Source organism: Streptomyces gobitricini, from assembly GCF_039532985.1.
Lineage (GTDB): Bacteria > Actinomycetota > Actinomycetes > Streptomycetales > Streptomycetaceae > Streptomyces > Streptomyces gobitricini.
This window is the reverse complement of sequence record NZ_BAAASR010000016.1, coordinates 182,252-198,535: the sequence shown is the minus strand read 5'-3', so window position 1 is coordinate 198,535 and position 16,284 is coordinate 182,252. Positions and strand designations below refer to the sequence as shown.

14 protein-coding genes and 1 tRNA gene are annotated in these 16,284 nt (G+C 72.9%); 11 read left to right on the top strand and 4 right to left on the bottom strand.

Going from position 1 to position 16,284, the window contains the following annotated elements:
* Positions 1–253: 253 nt before the first annotated feature.
* Positions 254–3,088, top strand: a complete 2,835-nt coding sequence (locus tag ABD347_RS15200; protein ID WP_344361213.1) for a penicillin acylase family protein — start codon at positions 254–256, stop codon at positions 3,086–3,088.
* A 22-nt stretch (positions 3,089–3,110) separates the two neighbouring features.
* On the opposite strand, the gene ABD347_RS15195 is transcribed toward ABD347_RS15200, so the two are convergent.
* Entirely contained in the window at positions 3,111–3,692 is a 582-nt protein-coding gene (locus ABD347_RS15195; RefSeq protein WP_344361211.1) for a 5-formyltetrahydrofolate cyclo-ligase, read from the bottom strand.
* A 107-nt stretch (positions 3,693–3,799) separates the two neighbouring features.
* Here ABD347_RS15195 and galU point away from each other — a divergent pair, with 107 nt between their 5' ends.
* From galU to ABD347_RS15155, 8 genes are all read left to right on the top strand, one after another.
* Entirely contained in the window at positions 3,800–4,711 is a 912-nt protein-coding gene (gene galU, locus ABD347_RS15190) for a UTP--glucose-1-phosphate uridylyltransferase GalU (RefSeq protein ID WP_344361210.1), read from the top strand.
* Positions 4,708–6,015, top strand: a complete 1,308-nt coding sequence (gene glp / locus ABD347_RS15185) for a molybdotransferase-like divisome protein Glp (RefSeq protein WP_344361208.1) — start codon at positions 4,708–4,710, stop codon at positions 6,013–6,015. Before galU ends, glp begins: the two co-directional genes overlap by 4 nt.
* Before the next feature lie 206 nt (positions 6,016–6,221).
* Positions 6,222–6,722: a cyclic pyranopterin monophosphate synthase MoaC gene (gene moaC, locus ABD347_RS15180; RefSeq protein WP_344361205.1), complete on the top strand. Its 501-nt coding sequence runs from the start codon at positions 6,222–6,224 to the stop codon at positions 6,720–6,722.
* Positions 6,719–7,327: a MogA/MoaB family molybdenum cofactor biosynthesis protein gene (locus ABD347_RS15175; protein WP_344361202.1), complete on the top strand. Its 609-nt coding sequence runs from the start codon at positions 6,719–6,721 to the stop codon at positions 7,325–7,327. The genes moaC and ABD347_RS15175 overlap by 4 nt, the downstream gene beginning before the upstream one ends.
* Before the next feature lie 14 nt (positions 7,328–7,341).
* Positions 7,342–7,944 (top strand): GNAT family N-acetyltransferase, encoded by a 603-nt coding sequence (locus ABD347_RS15170; protein WP_344361200.1) that lies wholly within the window; start codon positions 7,342–7,344, stop codon positions 7,942–7,944.
* Positions 7,945–8,110: 166 nt separating this feature from the next.
* Positions 8,111–9,172, top strand: a complete 1,062-nt coding sequence (gene sepX / locus ABD347_RS15165) for a divisome protein SepX/GlpR (RefSeq protein ID WP_344361198.1) — start codon at positions 8,111–8,113, stop codon at positions 9,170–9,172.
* Between the two features lie 86 nt (positions 9,173–9,258).
* A tRNA-Ala gene (locus ABD347_RS15160) sits at positions 9,259–9,332 on the top strand.
* Positions 9,333–9,717: 385 nt separating this feature from the next.
* Positions 9,718–11,592 (top strand): RICIN domain-containing protein, encoded by a 1,875-nt coding sequence (locus tag ABD347_RS15155; RefSeq protein WP_344361195.1) that lies wholly within the window; start codon positions 9,718–9,720, stop codon positions 11,590–11,592.
* Positions 11,593–11,625: 33 nt separating this feature from the next.
* Here the strand turns inward: ABD347_RS15155 and ABD347_RS15150 are convergent, their stop codons facing one another.
* Positions 11,626–12,582, bottom strand: a complete 957-nt coding sequence (locus tag ABD347_RS15150; protein WP_344361192.1) for a trypsin-like serine peptidase — start codon at positions 12,580–12,582, stop codon at positions 11,626–11,628.
* A gap of 181 nt (positions 12,583–12,763) precedes the next feature.
* Complete coding sequence (locus ABD347_RS15145) at positions 12,764–13,243, bottom strand: GNAT family N-acetyltransferase (RefSeq protein WP_344361190.1); 480 nt, start codon at positions 13,241–13,243, stop codon at positions 12,764–12,766.
* A 59-nt stretch (positions 13,244–13,302) separates the two neighbouring features.
* Between ABD347_RS15145 and ABD347_RS15140 the strand changes: the two genes are divergently transcribed.
* Positions 13,303–14,100, top strand: coding sequence for an exodeoxyribonuclease III (locus tag ABD347_RS15140; RefSeq protein ID WP_344361189.1), 798 nt, complete (start codon positions 13,303–13,305; stop codon positions 14,098–14,100).
* Between the two features lie 105 nt (positions 14,101–14,205).
* On the top strand, positions 14,206–15,465 hold the full coding sequence (locus tag ABD347_RS15135) for a DUF6528 family protein (protein WP_344361187.1): 1,260 nt from the start codon (positions 14,206–14,208) through the stop codon (positions 15,463–15,465).
* On the opposite strand, the gene ABD347_RS15130 is transcribed toward ABD347_RS15135, so the two are convergent.
* Entirely contained in the window at positions 15,455–16,081 is a 627-nt protein-coding gene (locus tag ABD347_RS15130; RefSeq protein ID WP_344361316.1) for a MerR family transcriptional regulator, read from the bottom strand. The two genes, ABD347_RS15135 and ABD347_RS15130, sit on opposite strands and share 11 nt — an antisense overlap.
* Positions 16,082–16,284: the final 203 nt, after the last annotated feature.

Sequence of the window (16,284 nt, the reverse complement as noted above, 5' to 3'; positions counted from 1 at the left end):
ACAGTCAGTGGCCGACCCTTTCCTCACATGCACGCCGGATCGTTCCCGCCGCGGTACTTCGTTACCTTACCTAATCATTAACGCTTCCTTGATGCCCGCCCGGCGCTCGGGTCCGGGTACGGTCCGGGGTGCGCGGCGCCTGTGGAGGGTCCCAGGGAGGGGCTCCTTACTGACACCGCGTCCGGGCCGGGCGGGCGCTGCGCCTATGGTTGCTCCAGCACTCCAGGACCAGACTGCGCCTCGAAGGACAGCGATGCCCGCCAACACCACCGCCGCTTCCACCAAGAAGAAGGGGCGACGCGCCCGTCTGCTCGTGATCGCCCTGGTGCTGGCGCTGGTCGCGGGAGTCGGCTACGGCGCCTACTGGGGCGTCAGCACCGTACGCGCCCCCTTCCCGCAGACCACCGGCACCCTCAAGCTCGACGGTCTCTCCGGACCCGTCGACGTGAAACGGGACGACTACGGCGTCCCGCAGATCTACGCCTCCACCGACGAGGACCTGTTCCGTGCCCAGGGGTACGTCCAGGCACAGGACCGGTTCTGGGAGATGGACGTCCGCCGGCACATGACGGCCGGGCGCCTGTCCGAGATGTTCGGCAAGGGCCAGGTCGAGACGGACGCCTTCCTGCGCACCCTGGGCTGGCACCGGGTGGCGCAGGAGGAGTACGACAAGCTCCTGTCGCCGGAGACCAAGAAGAACCTCCAGGCGTACGCGGACGGCGTCAACGCCTACCTGAAGGGCAAGGAGGGCCGTGACATCTCCGTCGAGTACGCCGCCCTCGCCTTCAGCAACGACTACGCGATCGAGCCCTGGACGCCGGTCGACTCCGTGGCCTGGCTCAAGGCCATGGCCTGGGACCTGCGCGGCAACATGCAGGAGGAGATCGACCGTTCCTTGATGACCAGCAGGCTCAGCGAGAAGCAGATCAAGGACCTCTACCCCGCGTACCCGTACGACCTGCACCGTCCGATCGTGGACAAGGGCGGCGTCGACGAGGCCACCGGGAAGTTCGACCCGTCCGTGCGGGGCGGCACCCAGGACACGGAGACCGGCAGTGGCCAGGACTCCGGGCAGAGCGACGGCCGGGACTCCCGCCAGAGCGACGGCCAGGACTCCGGTCAGAACACCGGCCGGAGCGGTGGCGCCGGCACCGCCCAGGGCGCCACCGAGGGCCTCCAGTCGCAGTTGTCGGCACTGTCCGCCTCCCTGGAGAAGATTCCCGCCCTGCTCGGTCCCAACGGCAACGGCATCGGGTCCAACTCCTGGGTCGTCTCGGGCAAGTACACGACGACCGGCAAGCCGCTGCTGGCCAACGACCCGCACCTGGCGCCCCAGCTGCCCTCGCTCTGGTACCAGATGGGCCTGCACTGCCGCTCCGTCTCGGACAAGTGCCGCTACGACGTGTCCGGCTACACGTTCTCGGGAATGCCCGGCGTGATCATCGGCCACAACCAGGACATCGCCTGGGGCTTCACCAACCTGGGCGCGGACGTCAGCGACCTGTACCTGGAGAAGATCACCGACAGCGGCTACCTGTACGACGGCAAGGAACGGCCCTTCGTCACCCGCGAAGAGGTCATCAAGATCGCCGGTGCCAAGAGCAGGAAGATCACGGTCCGGACGACGAACCACGGGCCCCTGGTCTCCGACCGCAGCAACGAGCTGGAGAAGGTCGGCGACGAGGCCCCCGTCGACACCCTCGCCCCCGACCGCGGCGACGGCTACGCGGTCGCCCTGCGCTGGACCGCGCTGGACCCGGGCAGGTCCATGGAGGCCGTGTTCAAGCTGAACCGCGCCACCGACTTCAAGCAGTTCCGCGAGGCCGCCCGCGACTTCGACGTGCCCTCCCAGAACCTGATCTACGCCGACGCCAAGGGCGCCGAGGGCAACATCGGCTACCAGGCCCCCGGCAGGATCCCGGTCCGCCAGAAGGGCCACGACGGCACCATGCCGGCGCCCGGCTGGGACAAGAAGTACACGTGGAAGAAGGCGTACGTCCCCTTCGACGAGCTGCCCTACGAGGAGAACCCGGAACGCGGTTACATCGTGACCGCCAACCAGGCCGTCATCGACGCCGGGAAGTACCCGTACCTGCTCACCGAGGACTGGGGTTACGGATCGCGCAGCCAGCGCATCAACGACCTGATCGAGTCCAAGACCAAGGACGGGGCCAAGGTCTCGACCGAGGACATGCGCGCGATGCAGATGGACAACAGCAGCGAGATCGCCAAGCTGCTGACGCCCTACCTGCTGAAGATCGACATCTCGGACGCGCACGTCCGTGAGGCGCAGAAGCTCCTCGAAGGCTGGAATTACACCCAGGAGGCGGACTCCGCGGCGGCCGCCTACTTCAACGGCGTCTGGCGCAACGTCCTCAAGCTCTCCTTCGGCGACAAGCTGCCCAAGGAGCTGCGGGTGAAGGGCGAGTGCCTCAACGTCCGCCCGGCCGACTCCACCGGGCCGGTCGACGAGCAGGACCGGCTGGTGCGCGAGTGCGGCCAGCGCGACGCCGAGACGGCCCAGCCGGACGGCGGCGACCGCTGGTACGAAGTGGTCCGCCGGATCCTGCAGGACGAGAAGAACGAGTGGTGGAAGTCCGCCCCCACCCGTACGGACCGGGACGGCACCGTCACCCGTGACCAGCTGCTGAAGCGCGCCATGGTGGACGCCCGCTGGGAGCTGACCGCCAAGCTCGGCAAGGACGTCAACAGCTGGAGCTGGGGCCGGCTGCACCAGTTGACGCTGAAGAACCAGACCCTCGGTACGGAGGGGCCGGGCTTCATCCAGTCCCTGCTCAACCGGGGCCCCTGGAACCTCTCCGGCGGCGAGGCGGCGGTCAACGCCACCGGCTGGAACGCGGCCGGTGGGTACGGGGTCGTGTGGGTGCCGTCGATGCGGATGGTGGTGAACGTCGGCGACTGGGACAAGTCCCGCTGGATCAACCTGACCGGCGCCTCCGGACACGCCTACAACGCCCACTACATCGACCAGACGGACAAGTGGGCCAAGGGTGAGCTGCTCGACTGGGCCTACGGCAAGCAGGCGGTCGACGCCGCCACCGCCGACACGCTCGTGCTGACGCCGTAGGCCACCTGACCGGACGGGCCCCTCAGGCCCGGAAGCGGAGGGTGACCTCCGGGGTCACCACCGCGTGCACGGGGTGGTCGTGCGGTTCCTCCGGGACCCGCTCGACCACCTCGTTCGCGTACAGGAGCACCACCAGGGCCGGATCGAGCCCCGACCGGGCGACGCGGGCCAGCACCCGGTCGTACGAGCCCCCTCCGCGGCCCAGCCGCATGCCCCGCGCGTCCACCGCCAGGCCGGGCAGGAGGACCGTGTCGGCCGTCAGGACGGCGTCCACGCCCAGCCGGGGACCCGTGGGCTCCAGGAGCCCGCGCCGGGCCCGTACGAGCCGCTCGGCGCCTTCGTAGACCGCCCAGTCGAGGTCGTTGTCCTCCAGCAGGACCGGCAGCAGGACGCGGACTCCCCGCTCGCGCAGCACGTCGAGCAACGCGCGCGTGCCCGGTTCGCTCCCCATGGAAACGTACGCGGCGACCGTCCAGGCCCGCCTCAGCTCGGGCAGGTTCAGGGCGATGTCCGCGAGAACCACAGCGGCCTTTTGGACGTCATCACTGGTCAGGAGGGCGCGAGCGGCCAGCAGTTGGCGCCGCAGAGCGCCCTTTTCGGACATGTCGTCGGCCACCAATACCTCACAAAGCCTCTCATTAGTGGTCGTATGGGCATGAAGGCAAAGGGAAGTGAATCTTCCGCCCATACCGACCGGATATGGTGCTCCGCATGAACGAGTCGCACCCCAGGATCAGCAAGGCTGTCATCCCCGCCGCCGGCCTCGGCACCAGGTTCCTGCCGGCCACGAAAGCCACTCCAAAAGAGATGCTGCCTGTGGTCGACAAGCCCGCCATCCAGTACGTGGTCGAGGAGGCCGTCGGTGCCGGCCTCTCCGACGTGCTGATGATCACCGGCCGCAACAAGCGGCCCCTCGAGGACCACTTCGACCGCAACTACGAGCTCGAAGAGGCCCTCATCAAGAAGGGCGACCAGGAGCGCCTCGCCAAGGTCCAGGAGTCCAGCGACCTGGCCACCATGCACTACGTCCGCCAGGGCGACCCGCGCGGGCTCGGCCACGCCGTCCTGTGCGCCGCCCCCCACGTCGGCGACGAGCCGTTCGCCGTCCTCCTCGGTGACGACCTCATCGACCCGCGCGACCCGCTGCTGGCCCGCATGGTCGAGGTGCGGGAGCGCGAGGGCGGCAGCGTCGTCGCCCTCATGGAGGTCGACCCGTCGCAGATTCACCTCTACGGCTGCGCGGCCGTCGGGCCCACCGGCGACGCCGACGTCGTAAAGGTGTCCAACCTGGTCGAAAAGCCCGACCGGGCCGAGGCGCCCAGCAATTACGCCATCATCGGCCGCTATGTGCTCGACCCGGCCGTCTTCGGGATACTGCGCGAGACCGGGCCCGGCCGGGGCGGCGAGATCCAGCTGACCGACGCCCTGCAGAAGCTCGCCGCCGACGAGTCGGTGGGCGGCCCGGTGCACGGCGTCGTCTTCAAGGGCCGCCGCTACGACACCGGTGACCGCGGCGACTACCTGAGGGCCATTGTCAGACTCGCGTGCGAACGTGAGGATCTGGGACCGGACTTCCGGAACTGGCTGCGCGGTTACGTCACCGAGGAGATGCAGGGACTGTGAGTACGACCTGGTCGGTGGACGAGCACCTGGAGGACATCCTCCAGGCGGTCCACCCGCTCGAGCCCATCGAGCTGCAGCTGCCCGACGCCCAGGGCTGTGTCCTGGTGGAGGACGTCATGGTGCCCGTCGCCCTGCCGCCCTTCGACAACAGCTCCATGGACGGGTACGCGGTACGGATCGCCGATGTCACCGGCGCCACCGAGGAGTTCCCCGCGGTGCTCAAGGTCATCGGCGACGTGGCGGCGGGCAGCGCGGGACTGCCCACCGTAGGCCCCGGCCAGGCCGCCCGCATCATGACCGGTGCCCCGCTGCCGCCCGGCGCCGAGGCCGTCGTCCCGGTCGAGTGGACCGACGGCGGTACCGGCGGCGCGCCCGCCACCGGCATGCGGGCCGCGAGCGCCGCCCCCGAGGGCGCCACCGGCGAGGTCCGCGTCCACCGCCCGGCGGCGGCCCGCGCCCATGTCCGCGCGCGGGGCAGCGACGTGCAGGCCGGCGACCTGGCCCTGGAGGCCGGCACGGTCCTCGGCCCGCCGCAGATCGGCCTGCTCGCCGCCATCGGCCGCGGCACCGTCCGGGTGCGCCCCCGCCCGCGCGTGGTCGTGATCTCCACCGGGAGCGAACTGGTCCAGCCCGGCGAGGAGCTGGGCGAGGGCCGGATCTACGACTCCAACAGCTTCGCCCTGGCGGCCGCCGCGCGGGACGCGGGCGCCATCGCCTACCGGGTCGGCGCCGTCACCGACGACGCCGCGACGCTGCGGGCCGCCATCGAGGACCAGCTGATCCGCGCCGACCTGCTGGTCACCACCGGCGGGGTCAGCGTCGGCGCGTACGACGTGGTCAAGGAGGCCCTGTCCTCGGTGGGCGACGAGGACGAACCGGGCAGCGGGATCGACTTCCGCAGGCTCGCCATGCAGCCGGGCAAGCCGCAGGGCTTCGGCTCCATCGGTCCCGAGCACACCCCGCTGCTCGCCCTGCCCGGCAACCCGGTCTCCTCCTACGTCTCCTTCGAGCTGTTCGTCCGGCCGGCGATCCGCGCGCTGATGGGCCTGGGGGACGTCAAGGACGCCCGGCGGCCACGCGTGCGTGCCGCCCTGGCCGCCGGCGGGCCGCTGTCCTCACCGGCCGGCAAGCGCCAGTTCCTGCGCGGCACGTACGACGCCGAGGCCGGCACCGCCACCCCGGTGGGTGGTACCGGGTCCCACCTGATCGCCGCCCTCGCGCACGCGGACGCGCTGCTCGTCGTCCCCGAGGACACCACCGCGGTCGAGCCGGGCGACGAACTGGACGTGGTCCTCATCGGATGACTCACCCCGGCCCCCCGGTCCCCCCCCCGGGATCCCCCTGCTCCGTCCGGGCGCGGGGGACCCCCGTGCGGGCGTGGAGGTGCCCTCGGCGTGGCGGTACCGTGTCTGCCGCTGTGCCTTCCCGGGGGACCACCCCCGGCCCCCGCCGGAGCGACAATGGCCGTGCGGGGCAATCGGCGCCGGAACACGCGAGGCGGAGTTCAGCAGTGAGTACGCAAGGCAGCCTGACGCATATCGACGAGTCGGGGGCGGCCCGTATGGTCGACGTCTCCGAGAAGGACATCACCGCCCGGACCGCCCGCGCCACCGGCCGGGTCCTTGTCTCCCCCCGGGTGATCGAGCTGCTGCGCGGTGAGGGCGTCCCCAAGGGCGATGCCCTCGCCACCGCCCGTATCGCCGGCATCATGGGCGCCAAGCGCACCCCCGACCTCATCCCGCTGTGCCACCCGCTGGCCGTCTCGGGGGTGAAGCTCGACCTGTCGGTCGCGGACGACGCGGTCGAGATCGCGGCGACCGTGAAGACCACCGATCGCACGGGCGTCGAGATGGAGGCACTCACGGCCGTGTCGGTGGCCGCGCTGACCGTCGTCGACATGATCAAGGCCGTCGACAAGGCGGCCGTCATCACCGACGTACGGGTGGAGGAGAAGACGGGCGGCAAGTCCGGCCACTACCGGCGCACCGAGGCGGAAGGGGCGCAGGCGTGACGCCCCGGGCCGGGCAGGTCCACGGCGCGCACGCCGACGAGCCGGAGCACCCCGTCGCTCCGCACGCCCCCGCACCCGCCCCGCACGCCCCTGAGCCGGAGCACGTCCCCGCCGGTGCCGCCCCCTACCGCGCCCTCGTCGTCACCGCCTCGAACCGGGCATCCGCCGGGGTGTACGAGGACAAGGGCGGCCCCATCCTCGCCCAGGGGCTCGCCGGTCTGGGCTTCACCGTCGACGGGCCCCAGGTCGTGCCCGACGGCGACCCCGTCGAGGCGGCGCTGCGCGCCGGGATCGACGCCGGGTACGACGTCATCCTCACCACCGGCGGCACCGGCGTCTCGCCGACCGACCGCACCCCCGACGTCACCCGCCGCGTCCTCGACCACGAGGTCCCCGGCATCCCGGAGGCCATCCGCGCCCACGGCCGCGACAAGGTGCCGACGGCCGCCCTGTCCCGGGGCCTGGCCGGGGTGGCCGGCCGCACCCTGATCGTCAACCTGCCCGGCTCCACCGGCGGCGTCCGCGACGGTCTCGCCGTCCTGGAACGGCTCCTGGTCCACGCGGTCGACCAGTTGCGCGGCGGCGACCACCCCAGACCGTCATGATCCCGGCCTGGCCCGTGACGCTGGCGGACGGCGCCGTGGTCCTGCGGCCGATAAAGCTGCGCGACCAGCGGGAGTGGCGCGAGGTCAACCGGCGCAACCGCGACTGGCTGCGCCCCTGGGAGGCGACCATTCCGCCGCCCGCGCCGGGCGTACCGCTCGCGCAGCGCCCGACGTACCGCCAGATGGTCCGCCACCTGCGCGCGGAGGCGAACGCGGGGCGCATGCTGCCGTTCGTCGTCGAGTACGAGGGCCGGCTGGTAGGCCAGCTGACGGTGGCGGGCATCACCTGGGGCTCCATGTGCTCGGGCCACGTGGGCTACTGGGTGGACCGCGACGTCGCCGGCCGGGGAGTCATACCGACCTCCGTGGCGCTCGCCGTCGACCACTGTTTCCGCACGGTCGGCCTGCACCGGATCGAGGTGTGCATCCGGCCCGAGAACACGCCGAGCCGCCGCGTCGTGGAGAAACTGGGGTTCCGCGAGGAGGGGCTGCGCCCGCGCTACCTCCACATCGACGGCGCCTGGCGCGACCATCTCGTCTTCGCGCTCACCGCGGAGGAGGTGCCGGAAGGCCTGCTGCGCCGCTGGCACCGGACCGGCCGGGGAACCCCCCGCTGAATGGGGCCATGCCTCCCGTAAATAAAATAAATGTTCGAATTCAGTCGCCGATCTGTCGGAACCGGTCCGACCAATCACAAAAAAATTCAGTGATATGAGCCAGATCGTGCGACACACCGGCCCAATTGGCCGATGGCTGGATGCGAACCCCTCTACCGTGTGAGTCGTGAGCAGCAGCGGCCTCATCTACGCAGTCATCGTCGGGGCCTGGGCCGCCTACCTGGTGCCGATGTGGCTCCGCAGGCAGGACGAGCTGAACGAAGCCCGTCCGACGGAACGCTTCAGTACCGCCATCCGGCTCCTTTCCGGACGGGCGGGCATGGAGCGCCGGTACGCCAAGGAGTTGCGCGAGCGGGGCGCCGAGCAGGCGGCCTCGCCCGACGTCGACCCGGACGCCGAGACCGAGCACCTCAGCTCGGTCGACGTCCGGGCTTTCGCCGCGCCCCCGGACCGTACGGAGGCGCGCCTGGAGGCTCCGGCGGCCCCGCCCGCCAGGCCGCGCCCGGCCCGGCGCCCCCTGCCCACCGGGGCGGCCGCGGAGCGGGCCCGGCGCTCGAAGGTCCTCGCCCGGCGCCGGCGCACCACGGTCGTCCTCTTCCTCGCCTTCACGGTCGGCGCGGTCGTCGCGGCCGTCGGCGGACTCGCGTTCCTGTGGGCCCCGGGCGTCCCCGCCGTGCTGCTCAGCGCGTACATCGTGCACCTGCGGGCCCAGGAGCGCCGCCGCTTCGTGTACGTCATGGACCGGCGCCGGGCCGAGGTCGCGGCGCAGCGCCTGCGGGAGAGCCGTCCGCGCGGCCGGCCCGCGCCGGACCAGGGCGACGCGCCCGAGGTCCGCCGTGCGGACCCCGAGCCGGAGCCGGCCCCTGTGCTCACCCCGCAGGAGGCCGGCCGCCGCGCGCTGGTCGAGCAGACCGACCACGCCGAGTGGGTGGACCAGCAGCGTGACCACGGCCCCACCCGCGGCGACAGCTGGGACCCGGTCCCCGTGCCGCTGCCCACGTACGTCACCGCGCCGGTCGCTCCGCGTGCCACGGGTGGCGTCGACGTCACCGACCCGGAGACCTGGAGCGCGGCCCGCTCCTCCGCGGCCGACCCCACTCCGCCGCCCGCCACCCGGCAGAACCCGCACCCGAGCCCGCACCCGCCGCGCCGCTCCCACGACCACGGCAGGACGCCCCTCTTCGACCAGTACGCGGACGAGGACCGCCCGCGCGCGGCCAACGAGTGAGGACGGCGTGACGCGCCTCCCCGCGGCCCCGGGGAAGCGGATTTCCGAGCACCCGGATCGGGATGCTAATGTTTCACACGTCGCAAGGGCCTGTGGCGCAGACTGGTAGCGCACCTCGTTCGCATCGAGGGGGTCAGGGGTTCAAATCCCCTCAGGTCCACGCACACACAAGATCCCGTCCGATCGTTCCGATCGGGCGGGATCTTGTCGTTGGTGCCCGGAACGGACGGCGGGCCGTCGGGTGGTCGGGCAGTCGGCCGGGCGGGACGTACGGGGGCCGGGGGCCGGGGGCCGGGGGCGCGTCGGGGCGCGCGGGGGGCGGGTGGAATAGGCCGGGAAGCCTCGCGAGCCGGAACTCTTGTTCCATACCGGCGGGTTATGGAAGGCTGTGCAGCCCTACGGGCCCGACAGGGCTTTATTGAGCGGCAGTTCGAATTAGTGGACGGTGTTGTCCCTAAAAGGGAATCGCGCCGACAAGGTATGTACCAATCAGGCTGCGTTCACCTTCAGCCCCCCATCGCAATGCCCTGAACGGAAAAACATCCATGCCCTTTCCCCGTCCCGAGCATTCCGTCCCGCCACCGCCGCCCTACGCGCCCACATCCGGAGGGGCGGACGCGGCACTCGCCGACATGCTGAGCGCCGCGCCCGACGGCCCGGCCGCCGAGGCGGACGCCTATCCCGCCACCGTGATCATGGCGCGGCACTGCGGCGCGGCGAACGACTACGCCACGCTGCTCACCGCCTCGCGCACCTACGCCTCGATGGCCGTGTCCGCGGCCTTCGCGCGGGTCCTGGACGAGCTGAGGTACGGCGGCGCGGGGCCTGCGCGGGCGGCGCTCCGGCCGCGGCTGCTGGTGGCCGTGCGCCGTACCGTCGCGGAGTGGGCCGAGGACGGGCGCGTCGCCGCCCTCCTGACCGGACTGCCCGCCCCCGCGGCGCCGGCGCCGGACCGGAGGTTCCTCGCCCGCGCCTTCGCGGCGCTGCCCGGACCGGCGCAGGTACTGCTCTGGCACCGTGAGGTGGAGGCGGAGGGGATATCCATTCCGGCCGCTTTGCTGGCCATCGATCCCCGGGCCGCCACGGCGCGACTCGAAGAGGCCCGTGAACTGTTGCGCGCCGGTTGTCTGCACGCCCACTCGGAACTCGCGACGGACCCGGAATGCCGCCACTACAACCGGCTCCTCGACATATCGCTGCGCCGCGGCGGCGCGCTCATCCCGGACATCCGCCGGCATTTGTCGAAGTGCCGGCACTGCCGTTACGCGGCGGACCAGTTGAACCACTCCGAAGGGCGGTTGCCGCTGCTCCTCGCCGAAGCGGTCCTCGGCGGGAGTGCCCGGGGGTACGTCGAATCGCGGCCGGCCCGCTCCCGCACCCGTACCGGCACCGGCCCCGGCGCCGGCGCCCCGGCGGAGGCGCGCAGGTCCGGCCGTCACTCGCGGGTCGTGCCGATGGGTGCCGCGCGGCGCCTGGCGGGGGCCGTGCCGGGTGGGGGAGCGTTCCTGGTGGGACTGGGACTGGTGATGACCGGTGTCCTGGGTGTGGCGGCCCTGCCGAGCCTCTGGACGGGCACGGACGGTGGCGGGCACAGCGCCGGAGTGGTGCCCCCGGGAGGCACGGCGGCCCCGTCGGGCGGTGCCGTCCCCGCGCCGGGCCCGGGCGGGTCCACGGCCGCCCCGCCGCAGCCGCCCGAGTCCGCCGGGCACGGCGGGGCCCTGGACACCCGGCTGCGCAACGCCGCGGCCGGGCTGTGCCTCGACATCCGGGAGAGCCGCCCGCTGGTGGGCGCCGAGCTCACGCTCGCGCCGTGTTCGGGCTCCCCGACGCAGGGCTGGCGGTACGAGCGGGACGGGCTGCTGCGCAGCGCCGCGGCCCCGGAACTGTGCCCCCACTCGCAGGAGCCCTCCGGCGCGGTCGTGCTGCGGCTGTGCGCGACGCAGGCCGCCGTGACCGTGCGGTACGACCTGAGCGTCCAGGGCCATGTGGTGCCCCGGTGGCACGCGGGCCTCGGCCTGGTGCCGGTCGCCGAGCGGGAGGGGTCCGCCGTGGTCGTCAAGGTGCGTGACGGGTCGGCGTCCCAGCGCTGGCTGACCGACAACGCTGTCGCCGCCCCCTCCCCCCGGCGGGCCGTCGATGACATCGCTACTACCGAGGGCCACGAGGGCCCCGAGGGCACGGCGCGCCTCGGGGCGGTGGACGGGGCCGAGGTCCCGCGCTCCCCGACGAGACCGCCGGCCGGCCGGGAGCCCGGCCCTCCGGCGGCTCCTGCCGGGCGCGGAGCGGCGACCGGGGCCCCTGCCGGGGACCGGTACGGCGTCCGGGGCGTCAGCGGCCCGGCCGACGGTGCGGCGCCGGGTGCCGCGGGGCCCGCGCCCGCCACGGGACGCGCCGGGGAGGGCACCGGGCCGCGGCCGTGACGCCCGGCGGCGGGCCGCCGGGCGTTCGCCCCGCTAGGACGTCTGGGCCTTGTCGTACAGGGCCTTGGCCTCGTCGCCGAAGTACGGGCCGAACATCCGGTTGGGCAGGAACGTGTAGCCGAAGCTGTTCACCGAGACCTGGAGGCCCGTGCCGGCCGTCTCGCTGAAGCCGGTGAACCAGGGCCCGCCGCTGGAGCCGCCCGTCATGTTGCAGCCCAGGCTGTGGTCCTGGGAGAAGAGGAAGTCCTTGGAGGAGTTCCCGCTGCAGTAGATCAGCTTCGAGCCGTCGTAGGGGGAGGCGGCGGGGAAGCCGAAGGCGTACATCCGCTTGTTGTAGCCGCCGTTGAACTGGATGCCCTGGGCGCCGGTGACGGACGTGAGCTTCTGGTCGTTCAGCGGTGCGACGACGGCCGCGCCGATGTCGTGGTTGATGTCCTCGCTCGCCTCCCACTGGGGGGTGGTCAGCGTCTTCGAGGCGGTCCACTGGCCGTAGGGGGCCTGGCCGTTGTCGTACGCGGGGACGAAGACCCAGTTGGTGTGCCAGCTGCCCTGGTACTTCACGCAGTGCCCCGCGGTGATCACGGTGCTGGCGTTCTGGCTGGTCACGGCGTTGCCGGAGCAGGAGGCCGTGCGGCCCTGGTGGGTGAAGAAGACGCGTCCGGACGTCTTCACGACGGCCCCGCCGCCGGTCCACGCCCCGCCCGCCTGGGGGAAGGCGGTGGGCGCGACGGTGGTGGTGGCGCCGCCCGGTTCAGGGGCCTTGAGCTTCTTGACGGCCCGCGGGGTGAGCAGCAGGTCGAGCGGGGCGGCGGAGCGCATCCGTTCGGCGGTCCAGAAGGTTCGCGCCTTGTGCTGTTCGGCGGTGGTGACGGTCCTGGTGTCGGGGGCGGGCGCCGTCGGGGCCGCGGTGGCGGCGGTGGCCGACAGGGTGCCGGTGAGCAGGGCTCCGACGGTCAGCAGGACGCCCGTGGCGGTGCGTTGGCCTCTCACGCATGTCTCCTTCTGCCGTGCCCGGTGCGCGGCAGACGCGGCCGGGCAGGGTGGGGGAACGAAGAGCGGTGCGGATCGACGTGCGTGAGGCAGGGTGTCATGGACGGCGACGGTTTGTCAGGGGCGCGTCACCACGACTTCACCGGAGGGGTCACTTCGCCGTCACTCCAGGCGTTCGCCGTCACTTCAGCGGCTTGGCGAAACAGCGGCTGCTCTCGTACTCCCGGTAGTAGCCGAACTTGGCGCAGGGCTCGTAGCCGCTGGACACGTACAGCGCGATGGCCTCCGGCTGCGCGTCGCCGGTCTCCAGCACCATCCGGGTGCGGCCGGCGGCCCGGGCGTCGTCCTCCAGGGCGGCGAGGATGCGGCGGGCGAGGCCCAGACCCCGGGCCTCCGGGATCACGTACATGCGCTTGAGCTCGGCGTCGCCGTCGGCGTACCCCTCGTCGTTCCTCTCCTGCGCGCGCCAGCCTCCGGTGGCGACGGGGCGGTCCTGCGCGTCGTAGGCGATGAGGTACAGGCCGCGCGGAGGGCGGAACATCGACGGGTCGAGCGGGGTGAGGTCGCCCTCGTCGCCGTACCGCTCGGCGTACTCCAGCTGCACCATGTCGTTGAGCTTGCGGGCGTCGGGGTGGTCGAACGGCCGGGTGTGAATAATCATGCGTGGCATCGTACAATCATGCGGAGCGGTCTTCGAGGCGTTGTCGGTAGGGTGCGCGGATGCTCATTGTGACGTCCGTGAACGTAAACGGTCTGCGTGCCGCCGCCAAGAAGGGCTTCGTGGAGTGGCTGGCCACCACCGAGGCCGACGTGGTGTGCCTCCAGGAGGTACGGGCCGAGGAGTCCCAGCTCCCCGAGGCGGTCCGCGCGCCGGAGGGCTGGCACACCGTCCACGCCCCGGCCGCCGCGAAGGGCCGCGCGGGGGTGGCGGTCTACACGCGGCGTGAGCCCGACGCGGTACGGATCGGATTCGGGTCGAGCGAGTTCGACGGCACCGGCCGGTACGTGGAGGCGGACCTGCCCGGCGTCACGGTCGCCAGCCTCTACCTGCCCTCCGGCGAGGTCGGCACCGAGCGGCAGGACGAGAAGACCCGCTTCATGGGCGAGTTCCTGCCGTACCTGAAGGAGCTCAAGGAGCGCGCGGCCGCCGACGGCCGCGAGGTGGTCGTCTGCGGCGACTGGAACATCGCCCACCAGGAGGCCGACCTGAAGAACTGGAAGGCCAACCGGAAGAACTCCGGCTTCCTCCCCGAGGAGCGGGAGTGGCTGACCCGCGTCTTCGACGAGGCCGCGTACGTCGACGTCGTCCGCGCCCTCCACCCCGGCCAGGAGGGGCCCTACTCCTGGTGGTCCTACCGCGGCCGCGCCTTCGACAACGACGCGGGCTGGCGCATCGACCTCCAGGTGGCGACGCCGGGCCTCGCCGCCCGCGCGGTCAAGGCGTGGGTGGAGCGCGCCGCGACGCACGGCGAGCGGTGGAGCGACCACGCCCCGGTCACGGCGGTGTACGAGCTCTGAGGCCGCGCCGCCGAAGCGGGAGCGGCCGGATCCGGAAGTGAGGGTATGTCAGTGCTGGTGTGGCGAACCTCACTTCGGGGGATGCTTCTGGCAAGGTGAGGCGGTGTGCGATTCACCGCCGTACGTACGCCGCTGAAGTCCGTCCTGGTCGCGGCCGTCACGTGCGGTCTGCTGATCGTCGCCACCGTACCGACGTCGGCCGCCGTCCCGGTTCCCGCCGCCGCGATCCCCGCCGGGACGCCCGACGTCCTCCTCACCGACCAGGCCTCCAGGCGCGTCCTGCTCCTCGACGGCGCGCGGCGCGGGTGGGACCCGGGCGCCGATCCGGCCGTCGTGCGGTGGGCGTTCTCACCGCTCGGGGACGCCCGGTACGCGGACCTGGATCCGGACGTGAGCTGGGTGCACCCCAGCGAGGCCAAGGTGCGGGTCTGGCGCGGCAGGACGTATGTGCTGACGGTGGCCTCGTCCGGGTTCGCGGCGGTGGTCGAGTACCCCTCGGGCCGGCGGTACTGGGGCGACGCGCTCTCGCCGGGGACGATCCGGCACAACCCGCACAGCATCGAACTGCTGCCGGACGGGAACGTCGCCGTCGCGGGCAGCACCGGCGGCGTCGTGCGGCTCTACGCGGCCTCGCGGGGGCGGGCGGGCGTGCCGTTCGCGACGTACCCGCTGAAGGACGCGCACGGACTCCAGTGGGACGCCGGGCGGCGGGTCCTGTGGGCGCTGGGCGGTGACCGGCTGGTGGCGCTGCGGGTGGGCGGTACGGCGGCGCGGCCGACGCTCGACGAGGCCTTCGGGGCGCGGCTGCCGGCCCCGCACGGCCACGACCTGGGGCAGGTGGCGGGGAACCCGGACCGGCTGTGGGTGAGCAGCGGCTCGGCCGTCCACCAGTACGTGAAGAGCACCGGGACGTTTCTGCGCGACTTCCCGGGCGCGGCGGACATCAGCCGGGCGCGGGTCAAGGCGGTGGGCGACGACCCGGTGACCGGGCAGGTGATCTCCACGGTGCCGGAGCGGGGCCTGGAGGAGACCTGGTGGACGCGCACCGTGGCCGTGCACCGGCCGGCCGGCCGCTACCGCCTGGCGAACGGGGGCATCTACAAGGCGCGGTGGTGGACCGCGCCCCGCGGCCGGCCGGGCGGGGCGGAGGTGTCGGCCGCGCCCGGGGCGGCGAGCGCCCGGGGCGCGTGGGGCACGGCGGGCGCGGCGGCCCGGTCCGGGAGCCCCGGCGCGGCGAGCGGCGCCGGAAGCGCCACACCGCGGGGCGGCCGGTGCTGTACGCGGGGCGCGGCGAGCACCGGGCCCGCGGGCGCGCGCCGCACCGCCTCCACCGCCGGTGCGGCGCGCCTCCGCACTACTGCTTGAGGGCGCGCAGGCGGCGGTCCAGGGCCATCGAGACCTCCGCCTCCACCACGCTCTTCGCCAGGGGGCGCAGGCGTACGAGGTCGGCGTCCGCCACCGCGTGGGTGTGCAGCAGGTCGGCGAAGAGCGAGGCGAGGGCGTCGGCGTGCTCCCGCACCCGGGCCGCGGCGGCCAGGACCGAGGACAGCGGGACGCCCTCGCCGACGAGGGCGGCCGAGACCTCCAGCAGCCGGCGGCTGACGTGGACGATCTCCTCGCCGTCGGTGGCCAGGTACCCGAGCTCCAGGGCGGCGGCGAAGTTCTCGGGTGTGACCTGGTCGCCGAAGTGGTCGGCCAGTTCCTCGGGGGTGAGCCGGACCGGCTCCTCCTCCGTCGGTTCGCCGAGCCCGAGCACCTCGCCGACGTCGCGGCCGCTCTCGAAGGCGGCGGCCAGGTCGGCGATCCCGTTGAGGGTGTGGCCGCGCTCCAGCAGCGCGGCGATCGTCCGCAGCCGGGCCAGGTGATGGTGGCCGTACCAGGCGATGCGGCCCTCCCGGCGGGGCGGCGGGATCAGCCCCCGCTCGCGGTAGAAGCGCAGCGTACGGGCGGTGATGCCGGCCGCCTCGGCCAGCTCCTCCATGCGGTACTCGCGCCCGTCGTCGGCCGCGTCGGCCGCGTCGGCGTGGGCCGCGGAGGTGCCCGTGGGCTCGTGCGCCGCGCCGTGTGACCGGCCGTCCGCCGGACCGCCCGCCCGGCCGTCCGCCCCGGCCCCCGTCGGTTCGCCCGCCGGTCCGTCCACCCGTCCGTTCGCCCGCTGGTTCGTCACGTCCGCAACCCTATGTC

Bases quoted from the DNA above. Each gene is read 5' to 3' on its own strand.
- ABD347_RS15130 (WP_344361316.1), bottom strand. From the start codon at position 16,081: ATGGAGGAGCTGGCCGAGGCGGCCGGCATCACCGCCCGTACGCTGCGC.
- ABD347_RS15155 (WP_344361195.1), top strand. From the start codon at position 9,718: ATGCCCTTTCCCCGTCCCGAGCATTCCGTCCCGCCACCGCCGCCCTAC.
- galU (WP_344361210.1), top strand. From the start codon at position 3,800: ATGAACGAGTCGCACCCCAGGATCAGCAAGGCTGTCATCCCCGCCGCC.
- ABD347_RS15145 (WP_344361190.1), bottom strand. From the start codon at position 13,243: ATGATTATTCACACCCGGCCGTTCGACCACCCCGACGCCCGCAAGCTC.
- ABD347_RS15140 (WP_344361189.1), top strand. From the start codon at position 13,303: ATGCTCATTGTGACGTCCGTGAACGTAAACGGTCTGCGTGCCGCCGCC.
- ABD347_RS15195 (WP_344361211.1), bottom strand. From the start codon at position 3,692: ATGTCCGAAAAGGGCGCTCTGCGGCGCCAACTGCTGGCCGCTCGCGCC.
- ABD347_RS15200 (WP_344361213.1), top strand. From the start codon at position 254: ATGCCCGCCAACACCACCGCCGCTTCCACCAAGAAGAAGGGGCGACGC.